The organism is Phycicoccus duodecadis, assembly GCF_002846495.1.
GTDB classification, from domain to species: Bacteria; Actinomycetota; Actinomycetes; order Actinomycetales; family Dermatophilaceae; genus Phycicoccus; species Phycicoccus duodecadis.
Window position 1 is genome coordinate 1,707,406 of record NZ_PJNE01000001.1, and the last position, 25,609, is coordinate 1,733,014.

The window sequence follows — 25,609 nt, forward strand, 5'->3', positions numbered from 1 at the left end:
TGCTTCCTCTCCGGAGGGGACGGGTGCGACCGAACCTATCGGGTCGCGCCCGGTGGGCACGACCCGTGTCACCCGGATCGCGCGCCGCCCGGACGCCACGACGCGCCGCTCCCCGAGTGGGGGCGGCGCGACGGGGTCGGTGGGCGGTCGGGCCCGGGCCGGTGGGGGGTGCTCAGCCCTCCGACCGGCGGAAGCCGCTGCGCTCGGCGGCGCCGGCGTCGTAGAACCAGACGTCGGCCCGGGCCTCGTCGTAGCCGGGGTCGCCCGGGACGCGGAAGGTCATCGTGTCGCGGTAGGCCTGCACCGGGTGGTCCATCGGCTGGGCCCCGTCGTCGAGGGCCGCCGCCGAGCCCATCCCGTAGCCGCCGTCGCGGATCTCGTGGAACTCGGAGATGCGCCGGGGAGCGGACGCCGCCGCCGACTCCTCGGCCGGAGCGTCCGGGGAGACGGCCGGCTCGTCCTGGTCGACAGGCGCAGCGGCCGCGGGCTCGTCGTGGTCGACGGGCCCGTCCGCCGCGGACTCGCCGTGAGCCGCTTCCGGCTCGTCCTGGTCGACGGGCTCAGCGGCCGCGGACTCGTCGTGGGCGGCCTCCGGCTCGTCGCTCGCCTGCTCGTGGCTCGCGGGCTCGTCGTGGTCGACGGCCTCGTCGGGCTCGGGCTCGACAGGATGCGGCGTGTCCATGCCGGCGGCGGCCGCCTCCCGCTCCATGTCCGCGCGGTCCTCGGCCAGCCGCTCGCCGCGCTCCTCGTTCTCGGCCAGCAGCGCCGGCTCGTCGGCGCCCCAGTCGCGCTCAGGAGTGGCGTCGTAGCGATCGTCAGCGGAGGCATCGGTCGCCGCCGGCCCGGCCGCGGGGTCCTCGCTGGGCTCGTCGGCGAGCGCCTCGGGGTCGGCCGCGGCGGAGGGGGTCCCCTCGCCCGGCAGCTCCTCGGCCGGGTCGGCGGAGCTGCCCTCGTGCTGCACGGCCTCGTCCGCGTCGGTGCTCTCGTGCGGTCCGCCCCATTCGTTGGTGGGGGTCTGCGCGTCCCGGGCGGCGTCGACGGTCTCGTCGTCCGCAGGGGCCGGGGTGGGGTCGTCGAAGGAGCCGGACGTCGTCGTCATGCCGGCCTCCGTACCCGCTGCGGCGCCGGTCCACACCTCTCCCGACCCTGGCGCTGCGTCGGATGCGAGCGCGGAGCCGGCGTCGGGCTCCGCCGCGGCCGGCGCGTCGTCGGTGGCGTCGCGGTAGTCGGCGGCCGTGGCGATGCGGGCGCTGCGGTCCTCGTCGGGCTCGTCGTCGTGCGGTGCGGTCGCGACGGGGGCGACCCGACCACCCTCGACGTCGGTGGGCTCGTCCCACCACGCGGGCTCGCCGGACGTGGGCGCAGGGCCGTCCTCGCCACCGGCGGCGTGGTCGGACGTGACCGGCTCGTCGGCCCGGCCCGACGTGGCGTCGTCGCGGTGCTGGTCGTCGTGCTGCTCGGCCCAGACCCCGGCGCCGGCGACGGCCGCCCCCGAGACCCCCGGCACGGGCGCCGCGGGGCTGCCGGCCCAGGCGGCCCGCTCGGCGTCCTCGCGGCGGGCCCGGGCCTCGGCGCGGGTCTGCGGCTCGCGGTCGGGGTCGTCGTCGGTCAGGTCGGGCTCGTCGGTCGCGACCACGTCGGTGTCCTGCGGCGCGGGCGTGCGCACGTCGGGGTCGACCTCGTCGGCCCGCGAGAGCATCGAGGTGTAGTCGCTGCGGGTCTCCTCGACCACCGCCCGGTGCTGACCGGCCTCGGCCGCGAGGCGGTCGGCCTCCCGGGCCGCCTCCGCCGCCTGCCGGGCCGCGGCCTCGGCCTCGGCCCGCGCCAGCTCGGCCCGCTCGTCGGCCTGCTGCGCGAACACCTGCTGCCCCGCCATCGCGCTCGCGACCGCCTCGGCCTCGGCGCGGATCCCCGCCGCCTCGACGCGGGCCTCGTCCTTCCTCGCCGACGACCGTCGGACGAGGAGCAGGACGAGGGCCACCGCGACGACGATGACGAGGAGGAGGATGATCAGCTGCGTCGTGGTCATGGGGCTTCCTGTCGTCGAGGACGCCGTTCCGTAGGCGTCGGCCGACAACCTACCGCCGAGCGCCCGCGCGCCACCGCCGTGCCGCACGGTGATGTCGCGGGCCGCCTCGTCCGCCGTACCGAGGCGTCCGCGCTGGTCAGAGGCCGAGCTCGGCCACCGTGACCTGGCGCATCTCGACCTTGCGGACCTTGCCGGTGACCGTCATGGGGAACTCGTCGACGACCTTGACGTACCGGGGCACCTTGTAGTGGGCGAGCCGGCCGGCGCAGTACTCGCGCACCGCCTCGGCCGTCAGCGGCTCGACGCCGTCGCGCATCCGCACCCACGCGCACAGCTCCTCGCCGTACTTCTCGTCGGGCACGCCGATCACCTGGACGTCCTGGATGTCGGGGTGGGAGTAGAGGAACTCCTCCACCTCGCGGGGGTAGACGTTCTCACCGCCGCGGATGACCATGTCCTTGATGCGACCGGTGATCTGCACGAAGCCGTCGTCGTCCATCACGCCGATGTCGCCGGTGCGCATCCAGCCGTCGACCAGCACCTCGGCGGTCTTCTCGGGCTCCTCCCAGTAGCCGAGCATCACCGAGTAGCCCTTGGTGCAGAACTCGCCGGGCGTCCCCCGCGGCACGGTCTCGCCGGTGACAGGGTCGACGACCTTGATCTCGAGGTGCGGATGCACCGAGCCCACGGTGTTGACCTTCTGCTCGAAGGTGTCGTCGACCCGGTTCTGCATCGACACCGGCGAGGTCTCGGTCATGCCGTAGGCGATGGTGACCTCCTCGATGCCGGACTCGATCAGGCGCGTCATCATCGACGCCGGGCAGGGCGAGCCGGCCATGATCCCGGTCCGCACCGACGACAGGTCGTAGTCCCCGAAGGTCGGCAGGTTCCACTCGGCGATGAACATCGTCGGCACCCCGTACAGCGAGGTGCAGCGCTCCTCCGCGGCGGCCGCGAGCGTCAGCGCGGGGTCGAAGCCGGCCGCCGGGATGACCATGCAGGCACCGTGCGTGATGGCCGCGAGGTTGCCCATCACCATCCCGAAGCAGTGGTAGAAGGGCACCGGGATGCAGATCCGGTCGGCCTCGGTGTAGCGGCACATCTCGCCGACCAGGTACCCGTTGTTGAGGATGTTGTGGTGCGAGAGGGTCGCGCCCTTGGGGAACCCGGTCGTCCCCGACGTGTACTGGATGTTGATGGGGTCGTGCGGGTCGAGCTCGCTGGCCAGCAGGGTGAGCCGCTCGGGGCTGACCTCGTCGGCCCGAGCGAGCAGGGCGTCCCACGACTCCTCGCCCAGCACCACGACCTGCTCGAGCCCGGGGCACTCGGGGCGGGCGGCCTCGACCATCGCCACGTAGTCGGAGGTCTTGAACGACGCGGCCGTGACGAGCATCCGGATGCCGGCCTGGTTCAGGACGTAGGTCAGCTCGTGGGTGCGGTAGGCCGGGTTGATGGTGACCAGGATCGCGCCCACCTTGGCGGTCGCGAACTGCACCAGCACCCACTCGCTGCGGTTGGGGGCCCAGATGCCGACGCGGTCGCCCTTCTCGATGCCCGCGCCCACGAGCCCGCGGGCCAGCCGGTCGACCTGCTCGCCGAGCTCGGCGTACGTGAGGCGCACGCCCTGGGCCCGGTCGACGAGGGCGTCGCGGTCACCGAAGCGCTCGACGGTGGCGTCGAGGCAGGCCCCGATGGTCTGCTCGAGCAGGGGCGGCTCGAGCGGGCCGACGGTGTGCGAGAGCGTGGGGTCGGGCGTGGTGGCCATGGGGCTCCTTCCGAGCAACGATGCCTGGGTCCCCAGCCAACACGGCCCGGGGCCGTGGCGGCAACAGCGGGGCGGACGGGATCAGGGGGACGGGCGCGGGGTGGGGCGGCTCAGCCGGTCGAGGACCCCGAGGAGCAGCGCCTCGCGGGCCGCGGGCGGGCAGGCGTCGAGCAGTGCGTTGACCGGCGCCATCCGGTCGGGGAGCTCGATGGCCCCGCCCTCGCCGGACAGCCCGGCGGCGGCGAGGAGCCCGGTGAAGGCGGCGTCGTCGAGCGCCGTCGGGTCCAGGCTCACGAGCAGCGCGCCGAGGCCGGGGTCGACCGCCACCGGGCCGGCGGCGCGGGCGGCGGCGGTGGTCACGCCCAGGGCGTCGAGGAAGTCGGGCACCGAGGGCGCGGTGGCGGCCGAGAGGGTCAGGTGCAGCGTGGGGGGCACGGCGCCGAAGGCCATCTGCGGCTGGGTGTACCAGCCCCGCGCGAGCATCCCGTCGGCCAGCGTGAAGACGTCGCAGGTGTCGTCGGTGGTCAGCGCCAGGAGGGTCGAGTCGGGCGCCACCAGGACGTGCAGACCGTCGATGGCGTCGACCCCCGCGGCGAGCTCGAGCGTCGCGCGGCGCGCCTGGCGGGCCAGCCGGGCGTACCCGTCGGTCCCGATGTGGCGGGTCACGGCCCAGGCCGCCGCCAGCGGCCCTCCCGACTTGGTCGACTGCGCGGTGGTGTTGAGCATCGTGTAGCCGGGCCAGGCGGCCGAGGCGAACAGGTGCCCGCGACGCAGGTCGGCGTCCCGGTGCAGCAGGAGCGAGACGCCCTTGGGGGTGTAGGCGTACTTGTGCAGGTCGACGCTGATGCTGGTGACGCCCTCGACGGAGAAGGTCCAGGGCGGCAGGTGGTCGAGGTGCGGCAGGACCCAGCCGCCGATGCACGCATCGACGTGGCAGCGGATGCCGCGGGCCGCGGCCAGGGCGGCCACCTCGGCCACGGGGTCGACCACGCCGTGGGCGTACGAGGGAGCCGAGGCCACCACCAGCACGGTGGAGTCGTCGACGGCCTCGGCCATCGCGGCCGGGTCGGCTCGCAGCGTGAGGGGGTCGACGTCGACGACGACCGGCCGCACCCCGAGGTAGGAGGCGGCCTTGAGGAAGGCGGCGTGCGCGCTGGCGGGCAGGACCATGCTCGGGGCGGTGAGGTGGGGCGCGCCCCTGCGCGCCGCCAGGACGGCCAGCAGGATCGACTCGGTGCCGCCGGAGGTCGCGGCCCCCACGAACCCGTCGGGCGCGTCGAGCAGGGCGCCGGCCAGCGCGACGAGGTCGTTCTCCATGCGCTGCAGCGAGGGGAACGCGGTGGGGTCGAGGCCGTTCGACGACGCGAACATGGCGAGCGCCTCGCGGCCCAGGGCGTCGGCGTCGGCCAGGCCGGAGTCGTACACGTAGGCGAGCGTGCGACCCCCGTGCGTCGGCAGGTCGGTCGCCTGCATCCGCCGCAGCTCGGCGAGCACCCGGCCGGCGGCCGGGCCGGAGGCGAGGGGCGGCGTCGCGTCGGTCATCGGGCGACCTCCCGGTCGGGTCGGTAGTGGCGCAGGAGCACCAGCGAGAGGGCCACCAGCACGGCCGGCACGACGGTGAAGCCGAGCGCGATGGCGGTGCGGGCGGAGGCGGGCTGCGCGGCCGCGGCGTCGGTCGAGGACACGTAGCCGCCGAGGGTCAGGGCGCCCGCGTAGAGGAAGGGCCCGAGGGCCAGGCCCAGGGTCTCGCCGGCCGTCCAGACCCCGGTGTACGTGCCGGCCCGGTCCTCGCCGGTGCGGGCGGTGTCGGCGGCGGCGACGTCGGGCAGCATCGCGAGCGGGAACATCTGGCAGGCGGCGTAGCCCACGCCGACGACGGCCACGGTGACGGCGGTGGCGGCGAGGCCGAGCGGCACCGCGGCCAGGGTGGCGAGAGCGCCCAGCCCCAGGAGCAGCGAGCCCCAGAGGTAGCCGGAGCGCTTGCCACGGGCGCGCCCGACGCGCTGCCAGAGGGGCGTGACCAGGAGGGCCGGGCCGACGAAGCAGACGAAGAGCACGGTCGAGGCGGCCGGGCTGCCGAGCAGGACGCGCGCCACGTAGTCGACGCCGGCCAGCATCGACCCGGTCGCCAGCGCCTGCAGCACGAACACGCCCAGCAGCGTGCGGAACTCGCGCGAGGAGGCGACCACGCGCAGCTGGTCGCCTAGGCTGCCACCCGCGGTCGCGGCCCGGCTGGTCGGGGCCGTGCGGGTGCCCCACCAGGCGCCGAGGGTGCCGACGGCGATGAGCGCGCCGACGAACAGCCCCACACCGCGGTAGCCCCACGTGGGGCCGAGGGCGTCGCGGACCACCGGGGCCAGGCCGCCGCTGACCAGGATGGCGAGGGCGAGCACGGCCACCCGCCAGGTCATCAGCCGGGTCCGCTCGTCGTAGTCGTCGGTCATCTCGGCCGGCATCGCCACGTACGGCACCTGGAAGAACGCGTAGGCGGTGGCGCAGCCGAGGAAGGCCACGACGACCCAGGCGGTGGCGATCCCGGTGGGTGCGGTCGGGCCCGAGAACAGGAGGACGAACAGCACGGCGAGGAGCAGACCGGCCCGCAGCAGGAAGGGCCGGCGACGGCCGCCGGGGTGGGTGGACCGGTCGCTGATGCGGCCCGCCACCGGGTTGAGCAGGACGTCCCAGGCCTTGGGCAGGAAGACCACGAGCCCGGCGACCCCGGCGGCCACCCCGAGGCGGTCGGTGAGGTACGGCAGCAGGAGCAGACCCGGGACGGTGCCGAACGAGCCGGTCGCGACCGAGCCGAGGCCGTACCCGCGCCGGGCCGACGCCGGCAGTGCGCGGGCCGGGCCGGGCGCGGTCGGGGCGCGGCGGCCCGTGGGCCGACCCGCTGCGTCGGAGGTCATGGGCGGACCCTAGTCACGGGCGGCGGTCGCGGGCCACGACGCGCGGAGGGTCGCGGGCGCGGGTGGCGGCGGGCGTCGTCGCGGTGAGCCCCGGGCAGGATGGGGGGATGGGCGAGCGGCGACGGTTCCGGGGGCGCATCGCCGGCGTGGGCTCGACGTCCGGGGTGCGGGTGGTCGTCGGGTGGTGGTTCGAGACGCCGTTCGGGCCGTTCGCCGACGTGATGGTCGAGGGGCCGGACGGGCACCGGGTGCTGCTGGCGCCGAGCGAGCAGGTTGCCGAGCTGGTCTCGACGACGTACGCCTTCGACGAGGTGCGCCTCGAGCCCGTCACCGTGGCCGGGGCTCCACTTTCTCCCCCGATGCCGCAACCTTCAGGTCCGCACCCGCACGGTTCCCCGGCGAGCTCGAAAATCCCCCCGCGGAGCTGGTCGGTCGAGACGCCGTCGCTGTCGCTCGCGCTCGACGTCGGCGTCCGCACCCCGCTCGGCCGGATGCTCGTGCTCGTGCCGCGCCCGGTGGCGACCAGCCCGGCCTTCGCGACCCTGGCCGACCCGGTCGCGCGCGTCGCGATGCGCGGCGTCCGGACCCGAGGCGTCGCCCGGGCGGGGCGGCGGGAGTACTACGGCGCCACCGACGTCCGGGCGGTCATCGGGATGCACGGCACGTTCGACGGCGTGGAGCTCGGCGCCCTCGCCCCGGTGGACCCGCCGTGCCGCTTCGGCTTCTCGTCCACCCCGCGGCGCCCGTCGGTCACCGAGGTCGCCACCAGCATCGTCGACGTCTGACCCGCTCCGGGCCGCCGCGCCCGGTCGAGGGGCCAGGACACGCGGATGGACGCCGCGGCGGTCTCAATCGGTGAGCGCAACGGGTTGGTTTCAGGCTACTTCGGCGAGGGCTTCGGCTGGGGTACGCCATCCCAGGGTCATGCGGGGTCGGGCGTTGAGTCCGTCTGCGACGGTCTCGAGGTCTTCTTGGGTGTACACGGACAGGTCGGTGCCCTTGGGGAAGTACTGGCGAAGGAGCCCGTTGGTGTTCTCGTTGCTGCCGCGTTGCCAGGGCGAGGCGGGGTCGCAGAACCACACGCTCAGCCCGGTCTCGGCACGGACTCGTTGGTGGGAGCCGACCAGCTCGACGCCTTGGTCCCAGGTCAGGGAGCGGGCCAGGTGCTCGGGTAGGGCGGTGATCTGTTGCGCGATGGCGTCGGCGACGGATTCGGCGTCGTGCCGCCCTGGTAGGTGAAGCAGGATCACGAACCGGGTGGTGCGCTCGACCAGGGTCCCGATCGCCGAGGCGCTGTTCTTGCCGATGATCAGGTCACCTTCCCAGTGCCCGGGCACGGTGCGGGCGTCGACGTCCTTGGGTCGATTCGCGATCAGCAGCTCCCCGGGCACCCGGGGCCGTTTGGCGGCCTTGCGCGGGGCCCGACGGGCCCGACCGGTGCGAAGCGCGTGGTGCAGGTCAGCGCGCAGGTGGCCACGGCCTTGGACGTACAGCTCCTGGTAGAGCGTCTCGTGGGAGACCCGCATCGACTCATCATCGGGGAAGAGCACCTTGAGCCGGTTGCTGACCTGCTGAGGGCTCATCCGCTCGGTCCCGCCGATCCACGCCTGCACCGTCGCCGCGAGCACCCGGTGCCCGGACAGCTTGGTCGGTTTGGGCCGGCGGGCCCGCTGCTCAGCCTTCAGCTGCGCGATCCGCGCCGAGTACGGCCGCATCCGCACCGTCCCGGCGCTGGTGCGGCCCTTGGGGCGAAGGTTGCGCGCGATCTCCCGACTGATCGTCGACCGCGCCCGCCCGATCTCGCGCGCGATCTCCGCCTGGGTATGGCCCCGGGCGAGCATCTCCTCGATCGCCTCACGCTCCTCGAAGCTGAGCCGGTGGCCAGAGTCCGCAACCCGCATCCTGATCACGCCACCAGACTCGCGGACCCACCGCCCCGCGATGCTCGATCCGACCCCAGCCACAGCCGCGGACCGCAGCACGTCACCATCGAGCCGGTACTCACGCCAGAACGCGTCCTCAAACCGACGAGCCAACTTCAATGTCACAACACACCTCCACAGGTCGTGTTGCGTTCACCCCCTGAGGCCGCACGCCGAACGCCCCCATGTCCTGGCCTCTCGACCCGGCCGGCCCGGGGGCGGCGTCACTGGATGCGCAGCGTCCCCGGGTCGAGCCCGAGCGCGGCCGCGAACCCCCGGAGCGTCGTCCGTCGTCGGGGCGGTGACCAGATGTCCTCGGCCCACAGCTCCAGGACGGTCCAGCCCTCGTCCCGGGCGAGTCCGGCGCGCTGCGCGTCGCTGCTCCGGCGGCGTCGGTCGGCATGCGCCTCGCCCTGGTACTCGCCCACGACCCGCTGCCGGCGCCAGACGAGGTCGCCCTCGAGCAGCCATCCGCCGTTCGCATCACGCACGACACCGTTCACCTCGGCCTCGGGGAAGCCGGCGCGGACGAACATCAGCCGGGCGCGCGTCTCCATGGGCGATCGGCTCCCGGGCCGCGCGAGCGTGAGCGCATCGAGCAGCGCTCCCCGCCCACGCGGCCGCACGCGACGCTCGAGGGCGGCGGACAGCGTCCCGACGGCCAGGGGATGGGGCGGCCCCAGGAGCGCATCGGCCACCACCACGAGGTCGTCGACGGTCATCGAGCCGCAGGGGAGCTCGCCCAGGTCGCACCAGGTGTCAGCACCCCCGACCACCCGCAGCCCGTGGCACAGCACCACCTCGCGCGACTCGAGCCCTCGATGCCCCCGGCACCCGGCGCGGCGCGTCCTCGACCGGCCGGTGGGGCGCATCACGTCGAGCAGGACCTCGGCCTCCAGCGCCGCGGGGAGGGGAAGCCCGAGCAGCCGAGCGGCCGTGGCGTGCGAGAACGCGGCGTCCGGGGGCAGGGCCACCGCGAACGCCGTGGCCCGCTCGACCAGCGACGCCGGCAGGGCCGCCACGCGCACCGCGCGGGTGGGCCGGTGCAGGGCCCGCAGGTCGCCGTCGCGCAGGCCGGCGGCTCGTGCCTGACCCACGCTGAACGGGCCGTCGCCCAGATCCTCCGGCAGCTCGACCCTCCCCATCGGTCCACTGTCCCCGACGGCGACGGGCCCCCGCGGTCGTCATCCACAGGCTGGGGACGAGAGGCCAGAACACGCCGATGGATGGCCGCAGCCGTCCCCATGTCCTGGCCTCTCGACCGCGCCCGGCGCGCCCCGCGGCCGGGGATCAGGTGCGGGGCGTGATGCGCAGCAGCTCGTCGTCGTCGCCGTTGGTCGTGGTCACGTACAGCGCACCGTCGGGCCCGAGCCGCGCCGCCCGCAGCCGGCCGTACGGGCCGTTGGTGGCCTCGGGGATGGCGACGTCGGTCACGGCGCCGGCGTCGTCGAGGGTCAGCACCAGCAGCTTGGCACCCTTGAGCGCCGTGACGACCAGCGCGCCGTCGAACGCCCCCCACTGCGGCCCCTGGAGGAACGCCAGCCCGCACACCGCCTGGGTCGTCCGGCCCGACTGCCACACCGCGGGCACGGCGTCGGGGTAGCGCGCGGTGTCGGTCATCGGCACGCCCTCGTCGTAGCCGCCGACGGTGCCGCCCTGCGCCGGGTCCCACCCGTAGTTGGCGCCGGGCCGGATGAGGTTGACCTCGTCGTTGTTGTCCGGCCCGTGCTCGGCGGTGAACACCTGGTCGGTGCCCGGACGCAGCGCCACCCCCTGCACGTTGCGGTGCCCGTACGTCTGCACGTACCGCTGCTTCGCATTGGCGGACCCGATGAAGGGGTTGTCCGGCAACGGCTTCCCCGTCCCGAGGTCCAGCCGGAGCGTCTTGCCCCCGAGGCTGGTGAGGTCCTGCGGCAGCGACCCGACGGCGGTGTCGCCGGTCCCCACGACCAGCGCCCCGCCGGCGTCGAGCGTGGGGCGGCATCCCGAGTGGCGCCCGGTCGAGAGGGGCAGCCCGGTCAGCAGGTCGCGCACCCTGGCCGCCGCAGCGCCCTCGGGCGAGAGCCGCCAGGTGACCAGCCGGATGTCGACCGGGGTGCCGCTCTCCTGGTGGGTCTGGCAGGTCGTGAACTCGCGGCTCGTCGCGAAGTCGGGATGCACGACCATCCCCATCAGGCCGCCCTCACTGTTGACGTAGAGGTCGCTCAGGTCGGCCCGGACCTGGGTGCGTGTGGCGCCCGCGCGGAGCCCCGAGACCAGGGCGATCCGCCCCGGGCGCTCGGTGACCAGCGCTCTCCCGTCGGGCAGGAACCCGATGTCCCAGCCGTGCTCGAAGCCGCTCGCGACCACCTCGACCGCGAGGTCGGGGACCGCCGTGCTGCGCGGAGCCGGGGTGCTCGACACCGGGGCCGACGAGCCCGAGGCCGGCGGTCGGGCCGGCACCTCCCCGTAGCCGTCGTCGCCCGCCGGGGACGAGCAGGCGGCGGTGGCCAGCAGGGCCAGGCCGGCCACCGCCGCCAGGGAGCGGAGACGTGGACGGGCGCTGGCGCGGGCTCGCATACCCCAGTCTCACACCGGATCCTGGGCTGGGCGCGGGGCCCGGCCGCCGACCCGGGCCCCCGTGCAGGGTTGAGGGTCCCCGTCGACCCCCTCGTCGCTCAGCCGACGGGACCCCGCAGGTCCGCCGTCACCCGCTCGTAGGCCCTCACCAGCGCCGCCCGGTCGGCCCGGTGGTCCGCGATCCGGCAGCCGAGCCCGTTCGGCTTCATCAGGATGCCCTCCTCGGCCCACCGCACCCGGGCGGGCTCGCGCAGCGGCTCGGGCAGGTCCCCGGAGGCGTTGGTGACCCGCCACCACGTGACGTTGCCGCCGTAGACGCGCATGATCGAGCCCACCTGCCGGGGCCCGATGCCGACCAGGGCGGCCAGGTCGCCGTAGGAGACCACCCGGCCGCGGGGCACCTGCTCGACCGCCCGCAGCACCCGCTCCACGACGACGTCGTCCACCGTCCGAGTGTGCCCGAGCGCCCCACTAGAGTGCGCGCCATGGGCTCACCGACCGCGGCGCCGACGATGGCGCACGTCGCGCGTCGGGCCGGCGTCTCGCACCAGACGGTGTCGCGCGTGCTCAACGACGCCGACGCCGTACGCCCCGAGACCCGCGACCGCGTGCTGCGCGCCATCTCCGAGCTCGGCTACCGGCGCAACTCCGCCGCCCGGGCGCTGGTCACCCGGCGCAGCGGCCTCATCGGCGTGATCGTCGACGAGCTGCGCCTCTACGGGCCGGCCAGCACCGTGTCGAGCATCGCCCAGGCCGCGCGCGAGGCCGGCTACGGGATGACCCTCGACCTGCTCTGGGACGTCACCGGCCCCAGCGTCTCGGCGGCGCTCGAGCACCACCTGAGCCAGGCGGTCGAGGCCATCGTCCTGGTCGCGGCCCACGGCGAGACCCCCGACCCGGCGGTGCTGCGCGACCTCGACGTGCCGCTCATCGCCCTCGACGGCTTCCTCGGGGCGGGCTCCCCCACCGCCGGCGTCGACCAGCGGGCCGGGGGCGCGATGGCCACCCGTCACCTGCTCGACCTGGGCCATCGCCGCATCGGCCACATCACGGGCCCCCGCGACTGGCCGCAGTCGGAGGCCCGGCAGGCCGGCTTCCACGAGGCCATGGAGCAGGCCGGCACGCGGCCGGGGCCCGTGGTCACCGGCGACTGGTCACCCCGGGCCGGCCACGAGGGATGCCTGCGAATACTGGCCCAGGACCCTTCCACCACAGCCATCTTCGTCGCCAACGACCAGATGGCGATGGGCGCGTTGCGGGCCCTGGGCGAGGCCGGCAGGCGGGTGCCCGAGGACGTCTCCGTGGTGGGCTTCGACGACATCCCCGAGGCGGCCTTCTCGCAGCCTCCGCTGACGACCATCCGGCAGGACTTCGCGGCGCTGGGGCGCGAGGCCGTGCGGCTCGTCGTCGGCGCGATCGGGGGAGACGACGAGCTGCCGTCGACCCTCGTGCCGCCGCGGCTGGTGGCGCGCGGCTCGACCGCCCGCTCTCCCCGCGGCCGCCGCCGCTGAGACCGGGCGCAGGTCACGAATCGGTCACATCCCTTGCGCGGGCCGGATGTGAGCGCTAACAATGTGAGCGCTCACATCACCCCGTCGACGGCGACGGTGGGGGCACACGGCGAAGGAGCCAGGGATGACCCTCGATGACGACCGCTACGTCATCGGCGTCGACTACGGGACGCTGTCCGGCCGGGCCCTCGTCGTCCGCGTGAGCGACGGGGCCGAGATGGGCTCCGCGGTCCTGGAGTACCCCCACGGCGTCGTCGACTCCGTGATGCCGGGTTCTGGCCGCCGCCTCCCGCCGGACTGGGCCCTCCAGGTGCCCTCCGACTACGTCGAGGTGCTGCGCACCGCCGTCCCCGCGGCGGTCGAGTCCGCCGGCGTCGACCCGGCCCACGTCATCGGCATCGCCACCGACTTCACCGCCTGCACGATGGTGCCCACGCTCGCCGACGGCACCCCGCTGTGCGACACCGACGACCTGCGCGACGAGCCGCACGCCTACGTCAAGCTCTGGAAGCACCACGCCGCCCAGGGCCAGGCCGACCGCATCACCGAGCTGGCCCGCGAGCGCGGCGAGGGCTGGCTGGCGCGCTACGGCGGCGTCATCTCGAGCGAGTGGGAGTTCGCCAAGGGCCTGCAGCTGCTCGAGGAGGCCCCCCAGGTCTACGCCGCGATGGAGCACTGGGTCGAGGCCGCCGACTGGATCGTCTGGCAGCTGTGCGACCGCTACGTCCGCAACGCGTGCACCGCCGGCTACAAGGGCATCCGCCAGGACGGCGCCTACCCGAGCCGCGACTACCTGGCCGCACTCAACCCCGACTTCGCCGGGTTCGTCGACGACAAGCTCGACCACCCGATCGGCGAGCTCGGCACCGTGGCGGGCCGCCTCAGCGCCCGCGCCGCCGCCTGGACCGGCCTGCCCGAGGGCATCCCGGTGGCCGTGGGCAACGTCGACGCCCACGTCTCGGCCCCGGCCGCCGACGCGGTCGCGCCCGGCCAGATGGTCGCCATCATGGGCACGTCCACCTGCCACGTCATGAGCAGCGACGTCCTGGCCGAGGTCCCCGGCATGTGCGGTGTGGTCGACGGCGGCATCGTCACCGGCCTCTACGGCTACGAGGCCGGGCAGTCCGGCGTCGGCGACATCTTCGGCTGGTTCGTCGCGAACCAGGTGCCGAAGACCTACGAGCAGGACGCGCACGCGGCCGGCGTCGGGGTGCACGAGCACCTCACCGCGCTGGCCGCCGAGCAGCCCATCGGGGCCCACGGCCTGGTCGCCCTGGACTGGTGGAGCGGCAACCGCTCGGTGCTGGTCGACCACGACCTCTCGGGCCTGGTCATGGGGATGACCCTGACGACCCGCCCCGAGGACGTCTACCGCGCGCTGCTGGAGTCCACCGCCTTCGGGGCCCGCGTCATCGTCGAGACCTTCGCCGCGTCGGGCGTGCCGGTCACCGAGTTCATCGTCACCGGCGGCCTCCAGAAGAACGCCCTGCTCATGCAGATCTACGCCGACGTGCTGGACATGCCGCTCTCGGTGGTCACCTCGACCCAGGGGCCGGCCCTGGGCTCGGCCCTGCACGCGGCGGTGGCCGCCGGGGCCTACGGCGACGTGCCGACCGCCGCCAAGGCCATGGGCCGGCGTGAGCAGGCCGCCTTCACCCCGATCGCCGAGAACGTCGCCGCCTACGACCGGCTCTACGCGGTCTACCGCGAGCTGCACGACCACTTCGGCCGTACCAGCGGGGCCATGCGCACGCTGAAGGCCATCCGGCGGGAGGCGCACGCGTGAGCGCGACGACCCCGATCTCGGATGCCGTGCGCGGCACCGTCGAGCGCCTGCGGGCCGAGGTCGCCTCCCTGCACGGCGAGCTCACCCGCTACGGCCTGGTCATCTGGACCGCGGGCAACGTCAGCGCCCGCGTGCCCGGTGCCGACCTCATGGTCATCAAGCCGTCGGGGGTCTCCTACGACGACCTCACCCCCGAGGCCATCGTCGTCACCGACCTGCACGGCACCCTCGTCGAGGGCGAGCACGCCCCGAGCTCCGACACCGCCGCGCACGCGTACGTCTACCGGCACCTGCCCGAGGTCGGCGGCGTCGTGCACACCCACTCGACCTACGCCTGCGCGTGGGCGGCCCGCCACGAGGCCATCCCCTGCGTCCTCACCATGACCGCCGACGAGTTCGGCGGCGAGATCCCGCTCGGCCCGTTCGCGCTGATCGGCGACGACTCCATCGGGCGCGGCATCGTCGAGACGCTGCGCGGGTCGCGCAGCCGGGCGGTCCTGATGGCGGGCCACGGCCCGTTCACGATCGGGCGCGACGCCCGCGACGCCGTCAAGGCGGCCGTGATGGTCGAGGACGTCGCCCGCACCACCCACATCGCCCGCCAGCTGGGCGAGCCGGTGGCCATCGACGCCGCCGACGTCACCCGGCTCCACGACCGCTACCAGAACGTCTACGGACAGCAAGGAGACCTCCAGTGACCCACCGTCAGATCTGGTTCCTCACCGGGAGCCAGGGCCTCTACGGCGAGGACGTGCTCGAGCAGGTCGCGGCCCAGTCGCGCCGGGTCTCGGACGCCCTGGCCGGGTACGACGGCATCGTGGCCGAGGTCATCGCGCAGCCCGTGCTGAAGGACGCGCCGGCCATGCGGCGGATGATGCTCGAGGCCACCTCCGACGACCGCGTGGTCGGGGTCATCGCGTGGATGCACACCTTCTCCCCCGCCAAGATGTGGATCGGGGCGCTCGACGCGCTGCGCAAGCCGCTGCTGCACCTGCACACCCAGGCCGACCGCGACCTGCCGTGGGCCAGCATCGACATGGACTTCATGAACCTCAACCAGGCCGCCCACGGCGACCGGGAGTTCGGGTTCATCCAGACCCGGATGCGCCAGCCGCGGCTCACGGTGTCGGGGCACACCTCCGACCCGGCGGTGCTCCAGCGGGTGGCCGACTGGTCACGCGCGGCCACCGCCGCCGCCGAGCTGCGCACGATGCGCGTGGTCCGCTTCGGCGACAACATGCGCGACGTCGCCGTCACCGAGGGCGACAAGGTCGAGGCCGAGATCCGCCTCGGGGTGTCGGTCAACACCTACGGGGTCAACGACCTCGTCGCGGTCGTCGACGCCGTCGAGGACCGCGAGGTCGACGCGCTGGTCACCGAGTACGCCGACCTCTACGACGTCGCGCCCGAGCTGCTCCCCGACGGCGAGCGCCACGAGTCGCTGCGCTACGGCGCCCGCATCGAGGCCGGCCTGCGCCGCTTCCTCGGCGACGGCGGCTACACCGCGTTCACCTCGAACTTCGAGGACCTCGGCGGGCTGCCGCAGCTGCCGGGCCTGGCCGTGCAGCGCCTCATGGCCGACGGGTACGGCTTCGGCGGCGAGGGCGACTGGAAGACCTCGGTCCTGGTGCGCACCCTCAAGGTGATGGCCCAGGGCCTGCCGGGGGCCACCTCCTTCATGGAGGACTACACCTACGACCTCACCCCGGGCCAGGAGCTGGTCCTCGGGGCGCACATGCTCGAGGTCTGCCCCACCCTGTCGAGCACGCCGGCGCGCATCGAGATCCACCCCCTCGGCATCGGCGGCCGCGAGGACCCGGTGCGGATGGTCTTCGACGCCGACCCCGGCGAGGGTGTCGTGCTCGGCTGGAACGACCTCGGCGACCGGTTCCGGCTCGTCGCCAACGAGGTCACCGTCGTGACCCCGCCGCACGAGATGCCGAACCTGCCGGTGGGCCGCGCGGTGTGGCGCCCCAAGCCGGACTTCGCCACCTCCACCGAGGGCTGGCTGATGGCCGGCGGCCCGCACCACACGGTGCTCTCGACCGCGCTCACCTCCGCCCACCTCGACCAGCTCGCCGAGATCGTCGGGCTCGAGCTCGCCGTCATCGGCGAGGGAACCACGCTGCGCGCGTTCCGCCAGGAGCTGCGCTGGAACGCGGCGTACCACCGACTCGCCGGGGGCCTCTGACCCTCGGCGCGACAGACCCGACGACGGCACCGACGCCGCTCGACGGACAGACGGACCGGCTTCCCCGCCGGCCCTGGAGACGAAGGAGAACCACCACGATGCGCAAGTTCCTTGCGGTGACCGCAGTGACGGTGATGGCGCTCACCGCCTGCGGGCGCTCGACCGAGCCCACCGGTGCTGCCGCCGACGCGTCGGCCAAGCCGGCCGACATCACGGTCGGTGTCGCCATGCCGACCAAGACCTCCGAGCGCTGGATCAAGGACGGTGACTACATCAAGCAGCAGCTCGAGGCCGCCGGCTACAAGGTCAACCTCCAGTACGCCAACGACGACATCCCGACCCAGGTGACCCAGCTGCAGGACATGGTCACCAAGAAGAACGGCGTCCTCGTCGTGGCCTCGATCGACGGCACCGCCCTCAAGGGTGCCCTCGCCGACGCCAAGGCCGACAACATCCCGGTCATCGCCTACGACCGCCTGCTGCGCGACACCGACGCGGTGCAGTACTACACGACGTTCGACAACCTCAAGGTCGGCAAGCTGCAGGCCGAGAGCCTGCTCCAGGGCCTCGAGGCCTCGGGCGCCCCGAAGCCGTGGAACGTCGAGCTGTTCGCCGGCTCGCCCGACGACAACAACGCGACCTTCTTCTTCAACGGGGCCATGGAGGTCCTCCAGCCGAAGATCGACGACGGCACCATCAAGATCGCCTCGGGCGAGACCGACTTCAAGACGGTCGCCACCCTTCGCTGGGACGCCGCCGTCGCCAAGAAGCGCATGGAGAACGTCCTCACCAAGGCCTACTCCGACAAGGACGTCAATGGCGTGCTCTCGCCCTACGACGGCCTCTCGCGCGGCATCATCGCGGCCCTCAAGGGCTCCGGCTACGGCACCGGCGGCAAGAAGCTCCCGGTCGTCACCGGCCAGGACGCCGAGCTCGAGTCCGTGAAGTCAATCCTCGCGGGTGAGCAGTACTCGTCGGTGTTCAAGGACACCCGTGAGCTCGCCAAGGCCACGGTCACGATGATCCAGCAGATCCTCGAGAAGAAGACCGTCGAGGTCAACGACACCACCTCCTACGACAACGGCGTCAAGAAGGTCCCGACGCAGCTGCTGCAGCCGGTCGCGATCGACAAGTCCAACGTCAAGGACGTCCTCCTCAAGGCGAACTACTACACCGCGGACCAGCTGAAGTAACGGTCCGAGGCCCCGGGGCGGCGGTGCGGCCACGCGCCGCCGCCCCCGGTCGACCAGTCCCCAGAAGGAGAAGGAGCGAGATGGCGGACGACACGATCCTGTCGATGCGCGGGATCACCAAGGAGTTCCCGGGCGTGCGGGCCCTCGACGAGGTCCGCCTCGACGTCCGGCGCGGCGAGATCCACAGCATCTGCGGTGAGAACGGGGCCGGCAAGTCGACCCTGATGAAGGTGCTGTCCGGGGTGTACCCGCACGGCTCCTACACCGGCGAGATCCACTTCGAGGGCCGCGAGGTGGAGTTCAAAGGCATCCGCGACTCCGAGCGCGCGGGCATTGTCATCATCCACCAGGAGCTGGCCCTCATCCCCCAGCTCTCGATCACCGAGAACCTCTTCCTCGGCAACGAGACCTCCTCCCGCGGTGCCATCGACTGGCTCAAGGCCCGCCGTCGCGCCGTCGAGCTGCTGGCGAACGTGGGCCTGCACGAGGACCCCGACGTCCTCATCCGCGACATCGGCATCGGCAAGCAGCAGCTCGTCGAGATCGCCAAGGCCCTGGCCAAGGACGTCAAGCTGCTCATCCTCGACGAGCCCACGGCCGCGCTGAACGACACCGACAGCCAGAACCTGCTGAGCCTGCTCGACGGCCTGCGCGAGCGGGGCATCACCTGCATCATGATCAGCCACAAGCTGGGCGAGATCGAGCAGGTGTCGGACTCCATCACCATCATCCGCGACGGCCGGACGATCGAGACCCTCGACGTCAGCGCCGGCGGGGTCGACGAGGACCGGATCATCCGCGGGATGGTCGGGCGCGACCTCGACCACCGGTACCCGCCGCACGAGTCGTCGGTGGGCGAGGTCCTGCTCGAGATCCGCGACTGGACGGTGGCCCACCCGGCCGACCCGAACCGGCTGGTCGTGCGCGGCGCCAACCTCACGGTGCGCCGCGGCGAGATCGTCGGGCTGGCCGGCCTCATGGGCGCCGGACGCACCGAGCTCGCGCGCAGCGTGTTCGGCGAGTCCTACGGCACCAAGCGCGGCGGCACCCTGCTCAAGGACGGCAAGGAGATCCGGGCGCGCAACGTCGGCGAGGCCATCAAGGCCGGGCTGGCCTACGTCACCGAGGACCGCAAGGCGCTCGGGCTGAACCTGCTCGACTCGATCAAGGTCTCGATCACCTCGGCCGGCTTGACCAAGATCCGCCGCAACATGGCGGTCGACGACAACGCCGAGGTCGTGGCGGCCGAGCGGTACCGCAAGAGCCTCAACATCAAGGCGCCCAGCGTCGACGTCGGCGTCAACAAGCTCTCGGGCGGCAACCAGCAGAAGGTCGTCCTCGGCAAGTGGATGTTCACGGAGCCCGACGTGCTGATCCTCGACGAGCCCACCCGCGGCATCGACGTCGGCGCCAAGTACGAGATCTACGAGATCATCAACCAGCTCGCGGACACCGGGCGGGGGGTGCTCGTGATCTCGTCCGAGCTCCCCGAGCTGCTGGGCATCTGCGACCGGATCTACACCCTCAGCGCCGGCGTCATCACCGCCGACGTTCCCCGCGCGGACGCTGACCAGGAGCTGCTCATGCGCCACATGACCCAGAGAAAGGCAGGCTGACCATGCCCGCAGACGTCGCACCCGAGCGCGAGAAGACCGCGCGCGGACCCCTCCTCGCGGAGATCCGGGCCAGCCTCGGCGGCAACTTCCGGCAGTACGGGATGATGATCGCCCTGCTGCTGCTGGTGGGGATGTTCTACTTCCTCACCGACGGCCTGTTCCTCGAGCCGCGCAACGTGACCTCGCTGCTGGTCCAGAACGGCTACATCCTGATCCTGGCCATCGGCATGGTCATGGTCATCATCGCCGGCCACATCGACCTGTCGGTCGGCTCCGTGTGTGCCTTCGTGGGCGCCACCGTGGCCCTGGCGATGCAGCAGTGGAGCCTGCCCTGGCCGGCCGCCATCCTGCTCGGGGTCGCGCTGGGCATCCTCGTCGGGATGTGGCAGGGCTACTGGGTCGCCTACGTGGGCATCCCGGCCTTCATCGTCACCCTCGCCGGCATGCTCCTCTTCCGCGGCCTGGACCTGATGATCCTCAACGCCCAGTCGATCCCGGTGCCCGACGCGTTCCAGAAGATCGCCAACGGCTACCTGCCCGAGATGGGCCCGAACACCGGGTACCACAACCCCACGCTGATCCTGACCCTGCTGGCGATCGCCGCCTTCGCGTACTTCGAGCTGAAGAACCGCGCGGAGCGCAAGAAGTACGAGATGAAGGTCGCGCCGATGACGGTCACCGTCATCAAGATCGTCTTCGCCGGGGGCCTGCTCCTGGCGCTGGGCCTGCTGCTGGCGTCGTACAAGGGTGTGCCCGTGGTCGGGCTCATCCTGTTCGCGCTGGTGCTGCTGTACACCTTCATCACGCAGCGGACCGTCACCGGGCGCCACATCTACTCGGTGGGCGGCAACCGCAACGCCGCCGGGCTGTCGGGCGTCAACACCCAGCGCGTCGACTTCCTGGTGATGGTCAACATGGGGCTGCTGGCGGGCATCGCGGGCATGGTCTTCACCGCCTACCTCAACGCCGCCAACCCCAAGGACGGCGTCGGCTTCGAGCTCGACGCCATCGCCGCCGTGTTCATCGGCGGCGCGGCCGTGGCCGGTGGTGTCGGCACCGTCACCGGCGCCATGATCGGTGGTCTGGTCATGGGCGTGCTCAACCTCGGCCTCGCGAACATGAGCGTCGACAGCAACTGGATCCAGGTCATCAAGGGCCTGGTCCTGCTCGGCGCCGTCGCGTTCGACGTGCTGTCGAAGAAGGCCGGGCGCCGCTCGTTCATCGGGATGGTCATGGAGGCCTTCGGCGGCCGGCGCGGGAACGCACCGCTCGAGGCGCCACCCGAGGAGACGGGGGTCGACGAGCCCGGCGCCCGGCCGACGGGCGGCTCCACGGCGGCCGTCGAGGAGGCAGCGCACTCCATCCACCTCGACGACGTCGTCCCCGAGGAACCGTCACGACGGGGCTGACGCCCTGAACGTCGGCCGGGGTGGGGATCTGGGTCCCACCCCGGCCGACCTGTGTCCGGGGGCGGTGGCGGACCCGGGAGGGGCCGGCGGCACACCGGCGCGGAACACGGGGGCGGCGCGCAGGTCGGGGTGGAACACTGGCCCCATGCGCCGCATCGTCCAGAGCAAGAAGCTGCAACACGTCCGCTACGACGTGCGCGGGCCCATCCTCGTCGAGGCCCAGCGGCTCGAGGCCGAGGGCCACAAGATCCTCAAGCTCAACATCGGCAACACCGCGCCCTTCGGGTTCGAGGCCCCCGAGTCGATCGTCGCCGACATGGTGCACAACCTGCCCGACAGCCAGGGCTACGCCGACTCGCGCGGCATCTACTCGGCCCGCACCGCGGTGGCGCAGTACTACCAGTCGCGGGGCCTGCGCGACACCGCCGTCGACGACGTCTACATCGGCAACGGGGTCTCCGAGCTCATCACGATGGTGCTCCAGGCGTTCGTCGACGACGGCAACGAGGTCCTGGTCCCCGCCCCCGACTACCCGTTGTGGACCGGCGCGGTCTCCCTCTCGGGCGGCACCCCGGTGCACTACCGCTGCGACGAGGCGAACGGCTGGATGCCCGACCTCGCCGACATCGAGGCCAAGATCACCCCGAACACCCACGCGCTGGTGATCATCAACCCGAACAACCCCACCGGGGCGGTGTACTCGCAGGAGATGGTCCACGCGCTCGTCGACATCGCCCGGCGCCACGACCTGGTCGTCATGGCCGACGAGATCTACGAGAAGATCCTGTTCGACGACGCCGTGCACCACCACGCCGCGGCCGCCGCCGGCGAGGACGTCCTGTGCCTCACCTTCAGCGGCCTGTCCAAGGCCTACCGGGTCTGCGGCTACCGCGCCGGCTGGGTCATGGTCTCGGGGCCCCAGCACCTGGCCGTGGACTTCCTCGAGGGCCTGACCCTGCTGGCCAACATGCGGATGTGCGCCAACGTGCCGGCCCAGCACGCCATCCAGACCGCGCTCGGCGGCTACCAGTCGGTCAGCGAGCTCGTCGCCCCCGGCGGCCGGTTCCGCGAGCAGAGCAAGCTGGCGTCGCGGCTGCTCAACGACATCCCCGGCGTCTCGTGCGTCGAGCCGATGGGCGCGCTGTACTGCTTCCCGCGCCTGGACCCCGCCGTCTACCCGATCGAGTCCGACGAGGCGTTCGTCATCGACCTGCTGCGGGCCAAGAAGATCCTGGTCACCCACGGCACCGGCTTCAACTGGTTCGCCCCCGACCACTTCCGCCTCGTCACGTTGCCCGACGAGGAGGTCCTCACCGAGGCCATCGGGCGGATCGCCGAGTACCTCGAGACCCTGCGCGCCTGATGCCGGCACGAGAGGGCGCGTTCCCCGACGCCCGGCTGCTCGGGGCGGTGGCGGCCGGCGGCGTGCTGGGGTCGCTGGGGCGGTGGGCGGTCGGGCTCGCGCTGCCGCACACAGCCGGCGGGATGCCGTGGGCCACCGTGGTCGTCAACGTCACCGGCGCCTTCGCGATGGGGCTGCTCGTGGCCTTCCTGGTCGACCGGCCGGGCGTGCACCGGCTGCTGCGGCCGTTCGTCGGGGTGGGGATGCTCGGCGGCTGGACGACGTTCTCGACGCTGGCGGTCGACGTGGTGCAGCTGGGCGCGGCCGACCGGGTGCCGGTCCTCCTGGGCTACCTCGTGGGGACCCTCGTGGTCGGGGTGGCGGCCGTGGGGGCCGGGGCGGCCCTCGGGCGCCGGGTCTGGCCGGGCCCGTGACCGCCACCCACGCGCTGCTGGTCGCGCTCGGGGGCGCCGTCGGGGCGCCGGCCCGGCTGCTCGTCGGCCACTGGCTGCGCACGCGCTGGTCGGCCGTCCCGCCCGCCGGCACCCTGGCCGTCAACGTCGGGGGGTCGCTCCTCCTGGGACTGCTGGTGGGCGGCGGGGCCGGTCCGGGGTGGCTGACACTGCTCGGCACCGGGTTCTGCGGGGCCTTCACGACGTTCTCGACGCTGGCCCTCGAGGTGTGGGAGGCGGTCGAGGACGGTCGCCGGGCCGAGGCGGCCGCGGTCGTCGGGCTCTCGCTGGTGCTGGGCCTCGGCGCCGCCGCCCTGGGCTACGCCCTGGCCTCCTGACCTCCCCGCCCCGGGGGCGCTGCGGCGGTGCGGGGCGGGCCGCTCGGGGCAGGTCCGTATGCTCTGGCCGTATGCCACGCCATCCCCGGGGTCCCGTCCCCGACGTGTTCGCGGCGTTCCCCGACCAGGTCGAGGACGCCGGCGGCGGCGACCTCCCCGCGGGGTGGAGCCTGGTCCGCTCGGCCGGCCTGACGGTGGTCCTGATGGTCCTGGCGGGCCTGGGCACCGTCGGCGGTGCCTGGGTCGCGTCGGGCCACACCCCCGACATCGCGTACACCACGCTGCTCTGGGAGGGTGTCGCGCTCGTCCTGTGGTGCGGCCTGTGGGGGCTGCTGTCCGGGGCCGGCAGCCTGGCGCTCGGTGTGCTCGTGGTCGCCCTGCCGTGGGTGCGCCGCCGGCGGCGCGAGGGTCAGGCCGGGGTGGCCGTCGAGGGTGCGACCTCGACCTCGAGCCCGTAGGACCAGCCCGGCGCCAGCGGCAGGGTGTCGCCGCTCCAGAAGCGGCCCGGGTCGTACCAGTTCGTCGGCGCGTCGGCGCGGAGCACTCCCATCTCCTCGAGGGTGGCCGCGACGACCTCGGCGCAGTAGGCGTCCTCGGGCCGCAGCCCCTTGCGCTCGAGCGTCGCGCGGGTGACGTGCGCGTCGCGGCCCTTGAGCCAGCGCCAGCCGAGGCGCAGGGTCGACGGGAACGAGACCCCGTCGAGCCGGGCGACCGTGCGCAGGGCGGCGTCCTCCTCGGGGGGCCCGGCCGCCGGCTCGAGCTGGCGCAGCCAGGCCCGCTGGCCGTACCGGCCCTGCCAGGTCCCCACGGCCTCGGCGAGGTCGTGCAGCTGCACCCCGCGGTGGTGCTCGCCGGTCCAGTGGTCACGCAGCGACCGCCCGAGCTCGGCGTGCCACATCAGGGGCGGCAGGTCGTCGAGGACGAGCGCCATCCCCACGTGGTTGACCGGGGCGTTGCTGGCCGTCTGGATGACACGGTCGGCCACCGTGCCGCCCCGGAAGATCCAGAGGTCGCCGGTGCGGGTGGCGGCGACGGCCTCGTCGAAGGGGACGGCGTGGGAGCCGGTGCGCGCCATGGCCCCAGTCTGCCGGGCCGGCGCGTCGCTAGGGTGAGCGACATGGCGAACCGCAACCGCTGGTTGAAGCTCCTCGGGGTCGCGAGCGCGGCCGGGGTGGTGGCCACCGGGGTGCTGGTGGCCCGCGACGAGCGCGCCCGCCGCGCCTACTCGCCCGACGAGGTCCGCGACCGGCTCCGGCGGCGCGCCGACCGGGCCACCGAACGCCCGGGCGACGACGGCTGACGACCGGCCGGGCCGCGCGCCGGCCCTCAGGAGCGGGGGATGAGGGGGTTCTCGGCGCGGGCCCGGATCTGCTGTACCGCCCAGGTGTTGCCGTCGGGGTCGGCGAAACCGAAGAACGTCGAGCCGTCCCGCTCGTCGAACGAGGTGATGTCGTCGCAGGCCACCCCGCGGGCAGTCAGCCCGTCACGAGCCGCCACGGCGTCGGCCACCACCAGCTGGAGGCCGTGCAGGGAGCCGGGTTCCATCCGCTGCATCGCCGGCATGGTGCCGAACACCACCGAGCAGCCCGAGCCGGGCGGGGTGAGCTGGACGACGCGGCCGAAGCCGGCGTCGACGTCGTGGTCGAGGTGGAAGCCCACCCCGTCGCGGTAGAAGGCGATGGCGGCGTCGACGTCCGACACCGGCAGGGTCACGACCTCGAGGGTGAAGTCCATGCCGTTCACCCCCGGTCCGTCGCGAGCAACGCGTCGAGGCGCACGTAGCCCTCGTTCATGCCCCGCTCCATTCCGGAGCCGAGCATCGCGTCGCGGCCCTCCACGGTGCGCCCGACGCTCCGGCCGCGCAGCCGGGTGCGTCCGTCGCCGAGGGCCTCGAAGGCCAGGAAGTCGAGGCTGACCTCGTCAGGGGCCCCGGCGTACTCGAACGTCTGCACGACGGTGTCGTTCTCACGCACGGTGTGGAAGACGCCCCGGAAGCCGAACTGGGTGCCTTCGGGGCTGCGGTGCAGGTACTCGTAGGCGCCGCCGGCCGCGAAGTCCCAGCGGACGACCTCCATCTCGTAGCCGTGCGGGCCGAGCCAGCGGCGGACCTTGTCCGGGTCGCGGTGGGCGTCGTAGACGGCCGACACCGGGGCGTCGAACTCACGGGTGAAGTCGACCCACGGCAGTGCCGCCGGGGCCTCCAGGTGCAGGGAGCCGCTCATCGGCTCCTCCTCTCGGGGTCAGGACGCTGGGTCGCCAGGAGGGCGTCGAGGCGTCGGTAGGACTGTTCGTGGGCCAGGCGGTAACCGTCGATCCAGGCGGTGAGCCGCTCCAGCGCCTCGGGGGCGAGGTGGACCGGGCGGCGCTGTGCCTCACGGGCCTTGGTCACGAGCCCCGCCTGTTCGAGGACTTGGATGTGCCGCGAGACCGCCTGGAGCGAGATGTCGAACGGCTCCGCGAGCTCGTTGACGGTGGCAGAGCCACGGCTGAGCCGGGCCACCAGGGCGCGGCGCACGGGGTCGGCCAGGGCCGCGAAGCCCCGGTCGATCGCGTCGTCGGTCCGCCCCATCCCATTAGTCAATCACAAGGT

General features: G+C 73.3%; 25 protein-coding genes. 13 read left to right on the forward strand and 12 right to left on the reverse strand.

Translation table 11 applies throughout. The features are described 5' to 3' along the window. Positions 1 to 172 precede the first annotated feature (172 nt). From ATL31_RS07900 to ATL31_RS07915, 4 genes are all read right to left on the reverse strand, one after another. Complete coding sequence (locus ATL31_RS07900; protein WP_101395288.1) at positions 173 to 2,029, reverse strand: sunset domain-containing protein; 1,857 nt, start codon at positions 2,027 to 2,029, stop codon at positions 173 to 175. A 136-nt stretch (positions 2,030 to 2,165) separates the two neighbouring features. After that, complete coding sequence (locus tag ATL31_RS07905; protein ID WP_101395289.1) at positions 2,166 to 3,794, reverse strand: AMP-binding protein; 1,629 nt, start codon at positions 3,792 to 3,794, stop codon at positions 2,166 to 2,168. Between the two features lie 81 nt (positions 3,795 to 3,875). Beyond that, entirely contained in the window at positions 3,876 to 5,336 is a 1,461-nt protein-coding gene (locus tag ATL31_RS07910) for a pyridoxal phosphate-dependent decarboxylase family protein (protein ID WP_101395290.1), read from the reverse strand. After that, complete coding sequence (locus tag ATL31_RS07915; RefSeq protein ID WP_101395291.1) at positions 5,333 to 6,700, reverse strand: MFS transporter; 1,368 nt, start codon at positions 6,698 to 6,700, stop codon at positions 5,333 to 5,335. The genes ATL31_RS07910 and ATL31_RS07915 overlap by 4 nt, the downstream gene beginning before the upstream one ends. Before the next feature lie 107 nt (positions 6,701 to 6,807). On the opposite strand from ATL31_RS07915, the gene ATL31_RS07920 reads away from it, so the two are divergent. Continuing rightward, entirely contained in the window at positions 6,808 to 7,485 is a 678-nt protein-coding gene (locus tag ATL31_RS07920; RefSeq protein ID WP_101395292.1) for a hypothetical protein, read from the forward strand. A gap of 90 nt (positions 7,486 to 7,575) precedes the next feature. On the opposite strand, the gene ATL31_RS07925 is transcribed toward ATL31_RS07920, so the two are convergent. The 4 genes from ATL31_RS07925 to ATL31_RS07940 form a co-directional block, all read right to left on the reverse strand. Further along, positions 7,576 to 8,763, reverse strand: a complete 1,188-nt coding sequence (locus ATL31_RS07925) for an IS30 family transposase (protein WP_425440338.1) — start codon at positions 8,761 to 8,763, stop codon at positions 7,576 to 7,578. Between the two features lie 83 nt (positions 8,764 to 8,846). After that, positions 8,847 to 9,767 (reverse strand): hypothetical protein, encoded by a 921-nt coding sequence (locus tag ATL31_RS07930; RefSeq protein WP_101395293.1) that lies wholly within the window; start codon positions 9,765 to 9,767, stop codon positions 8,847 to 8,849. A gap of 145 nt (positions 9,768 to 9,912) precedes the next feature. Next, on the reverse strand, positions 9,913 to 11,181 hold the full coding sequence (locus ATL31_RS07935) for a PQQ-dependent sugar dehydrogenase (RefSeq protein ID WP_101395294.1): 1,269 nt from the start codon (positions 11,179 to 11,181) through the stop codon (positions 9,913 to 9,915). A 98-nt stretch (positions 11,182 to 11,279) separates the two neighbouring features. Then, complete coding sequence (locus ATL31_RS07940) at positions 11,280 to 11,627, reverse strand: MGMT family protein (protein ID WP_101395295.1); 348 nt, start codon at positions 11,625 to 11,627, stop codon at positions 11,280 to 11,282. Positions 11,628 to 11,666: 39 nt separating this feature from the next. Here ATL31_RS07940 and ATL31_RS07945 point away from each other — a divergent pair, with 39 nt between their 5' ends. The 11 genes from ATL31_RS07945 to ATL31_RS07995 all read left to right on the forward strand — a co-directional run bounded on the left by ATL31_RS07945 (position 11,667) and on the right by ATL31_RS07995 (position 23,477). Further along, positions 11,667 to 12,692 carry a LacI family DNA-binding transcriptional regulator gene (locus ATL31_RS07945; protein WP_245862110.1) on the forward strand — a complete coding sequence of 342 codons (1,026 nt, stop codon included), beginning with the start codon at positions 11,667 to 11,669 and terminating at the stop codon, positions 12,690 to 12,692. Between the two features lie 124 nt (positions 12,693 to 12,816). Further along, the gene (gene araB / locus ATL31_RS07950) at positions 12,817 to 14,478 is read left to right on the forward strand and encodes a ribulokinase (protein ID WP_101395296.1); all 1,662 of its coding nucleotides are present in this window, start codon (positions 12,817 to 12,819) and stop codon (positions 14,476 to 14,478) included. Then, positions 14,475 to 15,176 (forward strand): L-ribulose-5-phosphate 4-epimerase, encoded by a 702-nt coding sequence (locus ATL31_RS07955; RefSeq protein WP_101395297.1) that lies wholly within the window; start codon positions 14,475 to 14,477, stop codon positions 15,174 to 15,176. Before araB ends, ATL31_RS07955 begins: the two co-directional genes overlap by 4 nt. Next, positions 15,173 to 16,669, forward strand: coding sequence for an L-arabinose isomerase (gene araA, locus ATL31_RS07960; RefSeq protein ID WP_101395298.1), 1,497 nt, complete (start codon positions 15,173 to 15,175; stop codon positions 16,667 to 16,669). Before ATL31_RS07955 ends, araA begins: the two co-directional genes overlap by 4 nt. 98 nt (positions 16,670 to 16,767) lie before the next feature. After that, positions 16,768 to 17,862 (forward strand): multiple monosaccharide ABC transporter substrate-binding protein, encoded by a 1,095-nt coding sequence (gene chvE / locus ATL31_RS07965; protein WP_211283986.1) that lies wholly within the window; start codon positions 16,768 to 16,770, stop codon positions 17,860 to 17,862. A gap of 80 nt (positions 17,863 to 17,942) precedes the next feature. Further along, positions 17,943 to 19,478 (forward strand): multiple monosaccharide ABC transporter ATP-binding protein, encoded by a 1,536-nt coding sequence (gene mmsA / locus ATL31_RS07970; RefSeq protein ID WP_101395299.1) that lies wholly within the window; start codon positions 17,943 to 17,945, stop codon positions 19,476 to 19,478. A 2-nt stretch (positions 19,479 to 19,480) separates the two neighbouring features. Next, a complete protein-coding gene (gene mmsB, locus ATL31_RS07975; RefSeq protein WP_101395300.1) occupies positions 19,481 to 20,887 on the forward strand; it encodes a multiple monosaccharide ABC transporter permease in 1,407 nt (468 codons plus the stop codon). 145 nt (positions 20,888 to 21,032) lie between these two features. Further along, positions 21,033 to 22,250, forward strand: coding sequence for a pyridoxal phosphate-dependent aminotransferase (locus ATL31_RS07980; protein WP_101395301.1), 1,218 nt, complete (start codon positions 21,033 to 21,035; stop codon positions 22,248 to 22,250). After that, the gene (locus ATL31_RS07985) at positions 22,250 to 22,663 is read left to right on the forward strand and encodes a fluoride efflux transporter FluC (protein ID WP_211283987.1); all 414 of its coding nucleotides are present in this window, start codon (positions 22,250 to 22,252) and stop codon (positions 22,661 to 22,663) included. The genes ATL31_RS07980 and ATL31_RS07985 overlap by 1 nt, the downstream gene beginning before the upstream one ends. Beyond that, positions 22,660 to 23,019, forward strand: a complete 360-nt coding sequence (locus ATL31_RS07990) for a fluoride efflux transporter FluC (RefSeq protein ID WP_245862113.1) — start codon at positions 22,660 to 22,662, stop codon at positions 23,017 to 23,019. The genes ATL31_RS07985 and ATL31_RS07990 overlap by 4 nt, the downstream gene beginning before the upstream one ends. A gap of 71 nt (positions 23,020 to 23,090) precedes the next feature. Then, positions 23,091 to 23,477 carry a hypothetical protein gene (locus tag ATL31_RS07995; RefSeq protein ID WP_101395302.1) on the forward strand — a complete coding sequence of 129 codons (387 nt, stop codon included), beginning with the start codon at positions 23,091 to 23,093 and terminating at the stop codon, positions 23,475 to 23,477. On the opposite strand, the gene ATL31_RS08000 is transcribed toward ATL31_RS07995, so the two are convergent. Continuing rightward, positions 23,429 to 24,094, reverse strand: a complete 666-nt coding sequence (locus ATL31_RS08000; protein WP_101395303.1) for a hypothetical protein — start codon at positions 24,092 to 24,094, stop codon at positions 23,429 to 23,431. The two genes, ATL31_RS07995 and ATL31_RS08000, sit on opposite strands and share 49 nt — an antisense overlap. A 42-nt stretch (positions 24,095 to 24,136) precedes the next feature. On the opposite strand from ATL31_RS08000, the gene ATL31_RS08005 reads away from it, so the two are divergent. Continuing rightward, positions 24,137 to 24,319 (forward strand): hypothetical protein, encoded by a 183-nt coding sequence (locus tag ATL31_RS08005; RefSeq protein ID WP_101395304.1) that lies wholly within the window; start codon positions 24,137 to 24,139, stop codon positions 24,317 to 24,319. Between the two features lie 26 nt (positions 24,320 to 24,345). On the opposite strand, the gene ATL31_RS08010 is transcribed toward ATL31_RS08005, so the two are convergent. From ATL31_RS08010 to ATL31_RS08020, 3 genes are read right to left on the reverse strand one after another with little or no spacing between them, the layout of a single operon-like run. Beyond that, on the reverse strand, positions 24,346 to 24,753 hold the full coding sequence (locus tag ATL31_RS08010; protein ID WP_101397389.1) for a VOC family protein: 408 nt from the start codon (positions 24,751 to 24,753) through the stop codon (positions 24,346 to 24,348). Positions 24,754 to 24,758: 5 nt separating this feature from the next. Continuing rightward, on the reverse strand, positions 24,759 to 25,241 hold the full coding sequence (locus ATL31_RS08015) for an SRPBCC family protein (protein ID WP_101395305.1): 483 nt from the start codon (positions 25,239 to 25,241) through the stop codon (positions 24,759 to 24,761). Continuing rightward, the gene (locus ATL31_RS08020) at positions 25,238 to 25,588 is read right to left on the reverse strand and encodes an ArsR/SmtB family transcription factor (protein ID WP_101395306.1); all 351 of its coding nucleotides are present in this window, start codon (positions 25,586 to 25,588) and stop codon (positions 25,238 to 25,240) included. Before ATL31_RS08020 ends, ATL31_RS08015 begins: the two co-directional genes overlap by 4 nt. Between the last annotated feature and the right edge of the window lie 21 nt (positions 25,589 to 25,609).

Coding starts and splice junctions, on each gene's coding strand:
- ATL31_RS07900 (WP_101395288.1), bottom strand. CDS start 2,029: ATGACCACGACGCAGCTGATCATCCTCCTCCTCGTCATCGTCGTCGCG.
- ATL31_RS07905 (WP_101395289.1), bottom strand. CDS start 3,794: ATGGCCACCACGCCCGACCCCACGCTCTCGCACACCGTCGGCCCGCTC.
- ATL31_RS07910 (WP_101395290.1), bottom strand. CDS start 5,336: ATGACCGACGCGACGCCGCCCCTCGCCTCCGGCCCGGCCGCCGGCCGG.
- ATL31_RS07915 (WP_101395291.1), bottom strand. CDS start 6,700: ATGACCTCCGACGCAGCGGGTCGGCCCACGGGCCGCCGCGCCCCGACC.
- ATL31_RS07920 (WP_101395292.1), top strand. CDS start 6,808: ATGGGCGAGCGGCGACGGTTCCGGGGGCGCATCGCCGGCGTGGGCTCG.
- ATL31_RS07930 (WP_101395293.1), bottom strand. CDS start 9,767: ATGGGGAGGGTCGAGCTGCCGGAGGATCTGGGCGACGGCCCGTTCAGC.
- ATL31_RS07935 (WP_101395294.1), bottom strand. CDS start 11,181: ATGCGAGCCCGCGCCAGCGCCCGTCCACGTCTCCGCTCCCTGGCGGCG.
- ATL31_RS07945 (WP_245862110.1), top strand. CDS start 11,667: ATGGGCTCACCGACCGCGGCGCCGACGATGGCGCACGTCGCGCGTCGG.
- araB (WP_101395296.1), top strand. CDS start 12,817: ATGACCCTCGATGACGACCGCTACGTCATCGGCGTCGACTACGGGACG.
- chvE (WP_211283986.1), top strand. CDS start 16,768: ATGCGCAAGTTCCTTGCGGTGACCGCAGTGACGGTGATGGCGCTCACC.
- mmsA (WP_101395299.1), top strand. CDS start 17,943: ATGGCGGACGACACGATCCTGTCGATGCGCGGGATCACCAAGGAGTTC.
- mmsB (WP_101395300.1), top strand. CDS start 19,481: ATGCCCGCAGACGTCGCACCCGAGCGCGAGAAGACCGCGCGCGGACCC.
- ATL31_RS07980 (WP_101395301.1), top strand. CDS start 21,033: ATGCGCCGCATCGTCCAGAGCAAGAAGCTGCAACACGTCCGCTACGAC.
- ATL31_RS07985 (WP_211283987.1), top strand. CDS start 22,250: ATGCCGGCACGAGAGGGCGCGTTCCCCGACGCCCGGCTGCTCGGGGCG.
- ATL31_RS07995 (WP_101395302.1), top strand. CDS start 23,091: ATGCCACGCCATCCCCGGGGTCCCGTCCCCGACGTGTTCGCGGCGTTC.
- ATL31_RS08000 (WP_101395303.1), bottom strand. CDS start 24,094: ATGGCGCGCACCGGCTCCCACGCCGTCCCCTTCGACGAGGCCGTCGCC.
- ATL31_RS08005 (WP_101395304.1), top strand. CDS start 24,137: ATGGCGAACCGCAACCGCTGGTTGAAGCTCCTCGGGGTCGCGAGCGCG.
- ATL31_RS08010 (WP_101397389.1), bottom strand. CDS start 24,753: ATGGACTTCACCCTCGAGGTCGTGACCCTGCCGGTGTCGGACGTCGAC.
- ATL31_RS08015 (WP_101395305.1), bottom strand. CDS start 25,241: ATGAGCGGCTCCCTGCACCTGGAGGCCCCGGCGGCACTGCCGTGGGTC.
- ATL31_RS08020 (WP_101395306.1), bottom strand. CDS start 25,588: ATGGGGCGGACCGACGACGCGATCGACCGGGGCTTCGCGGCCCTGGCC.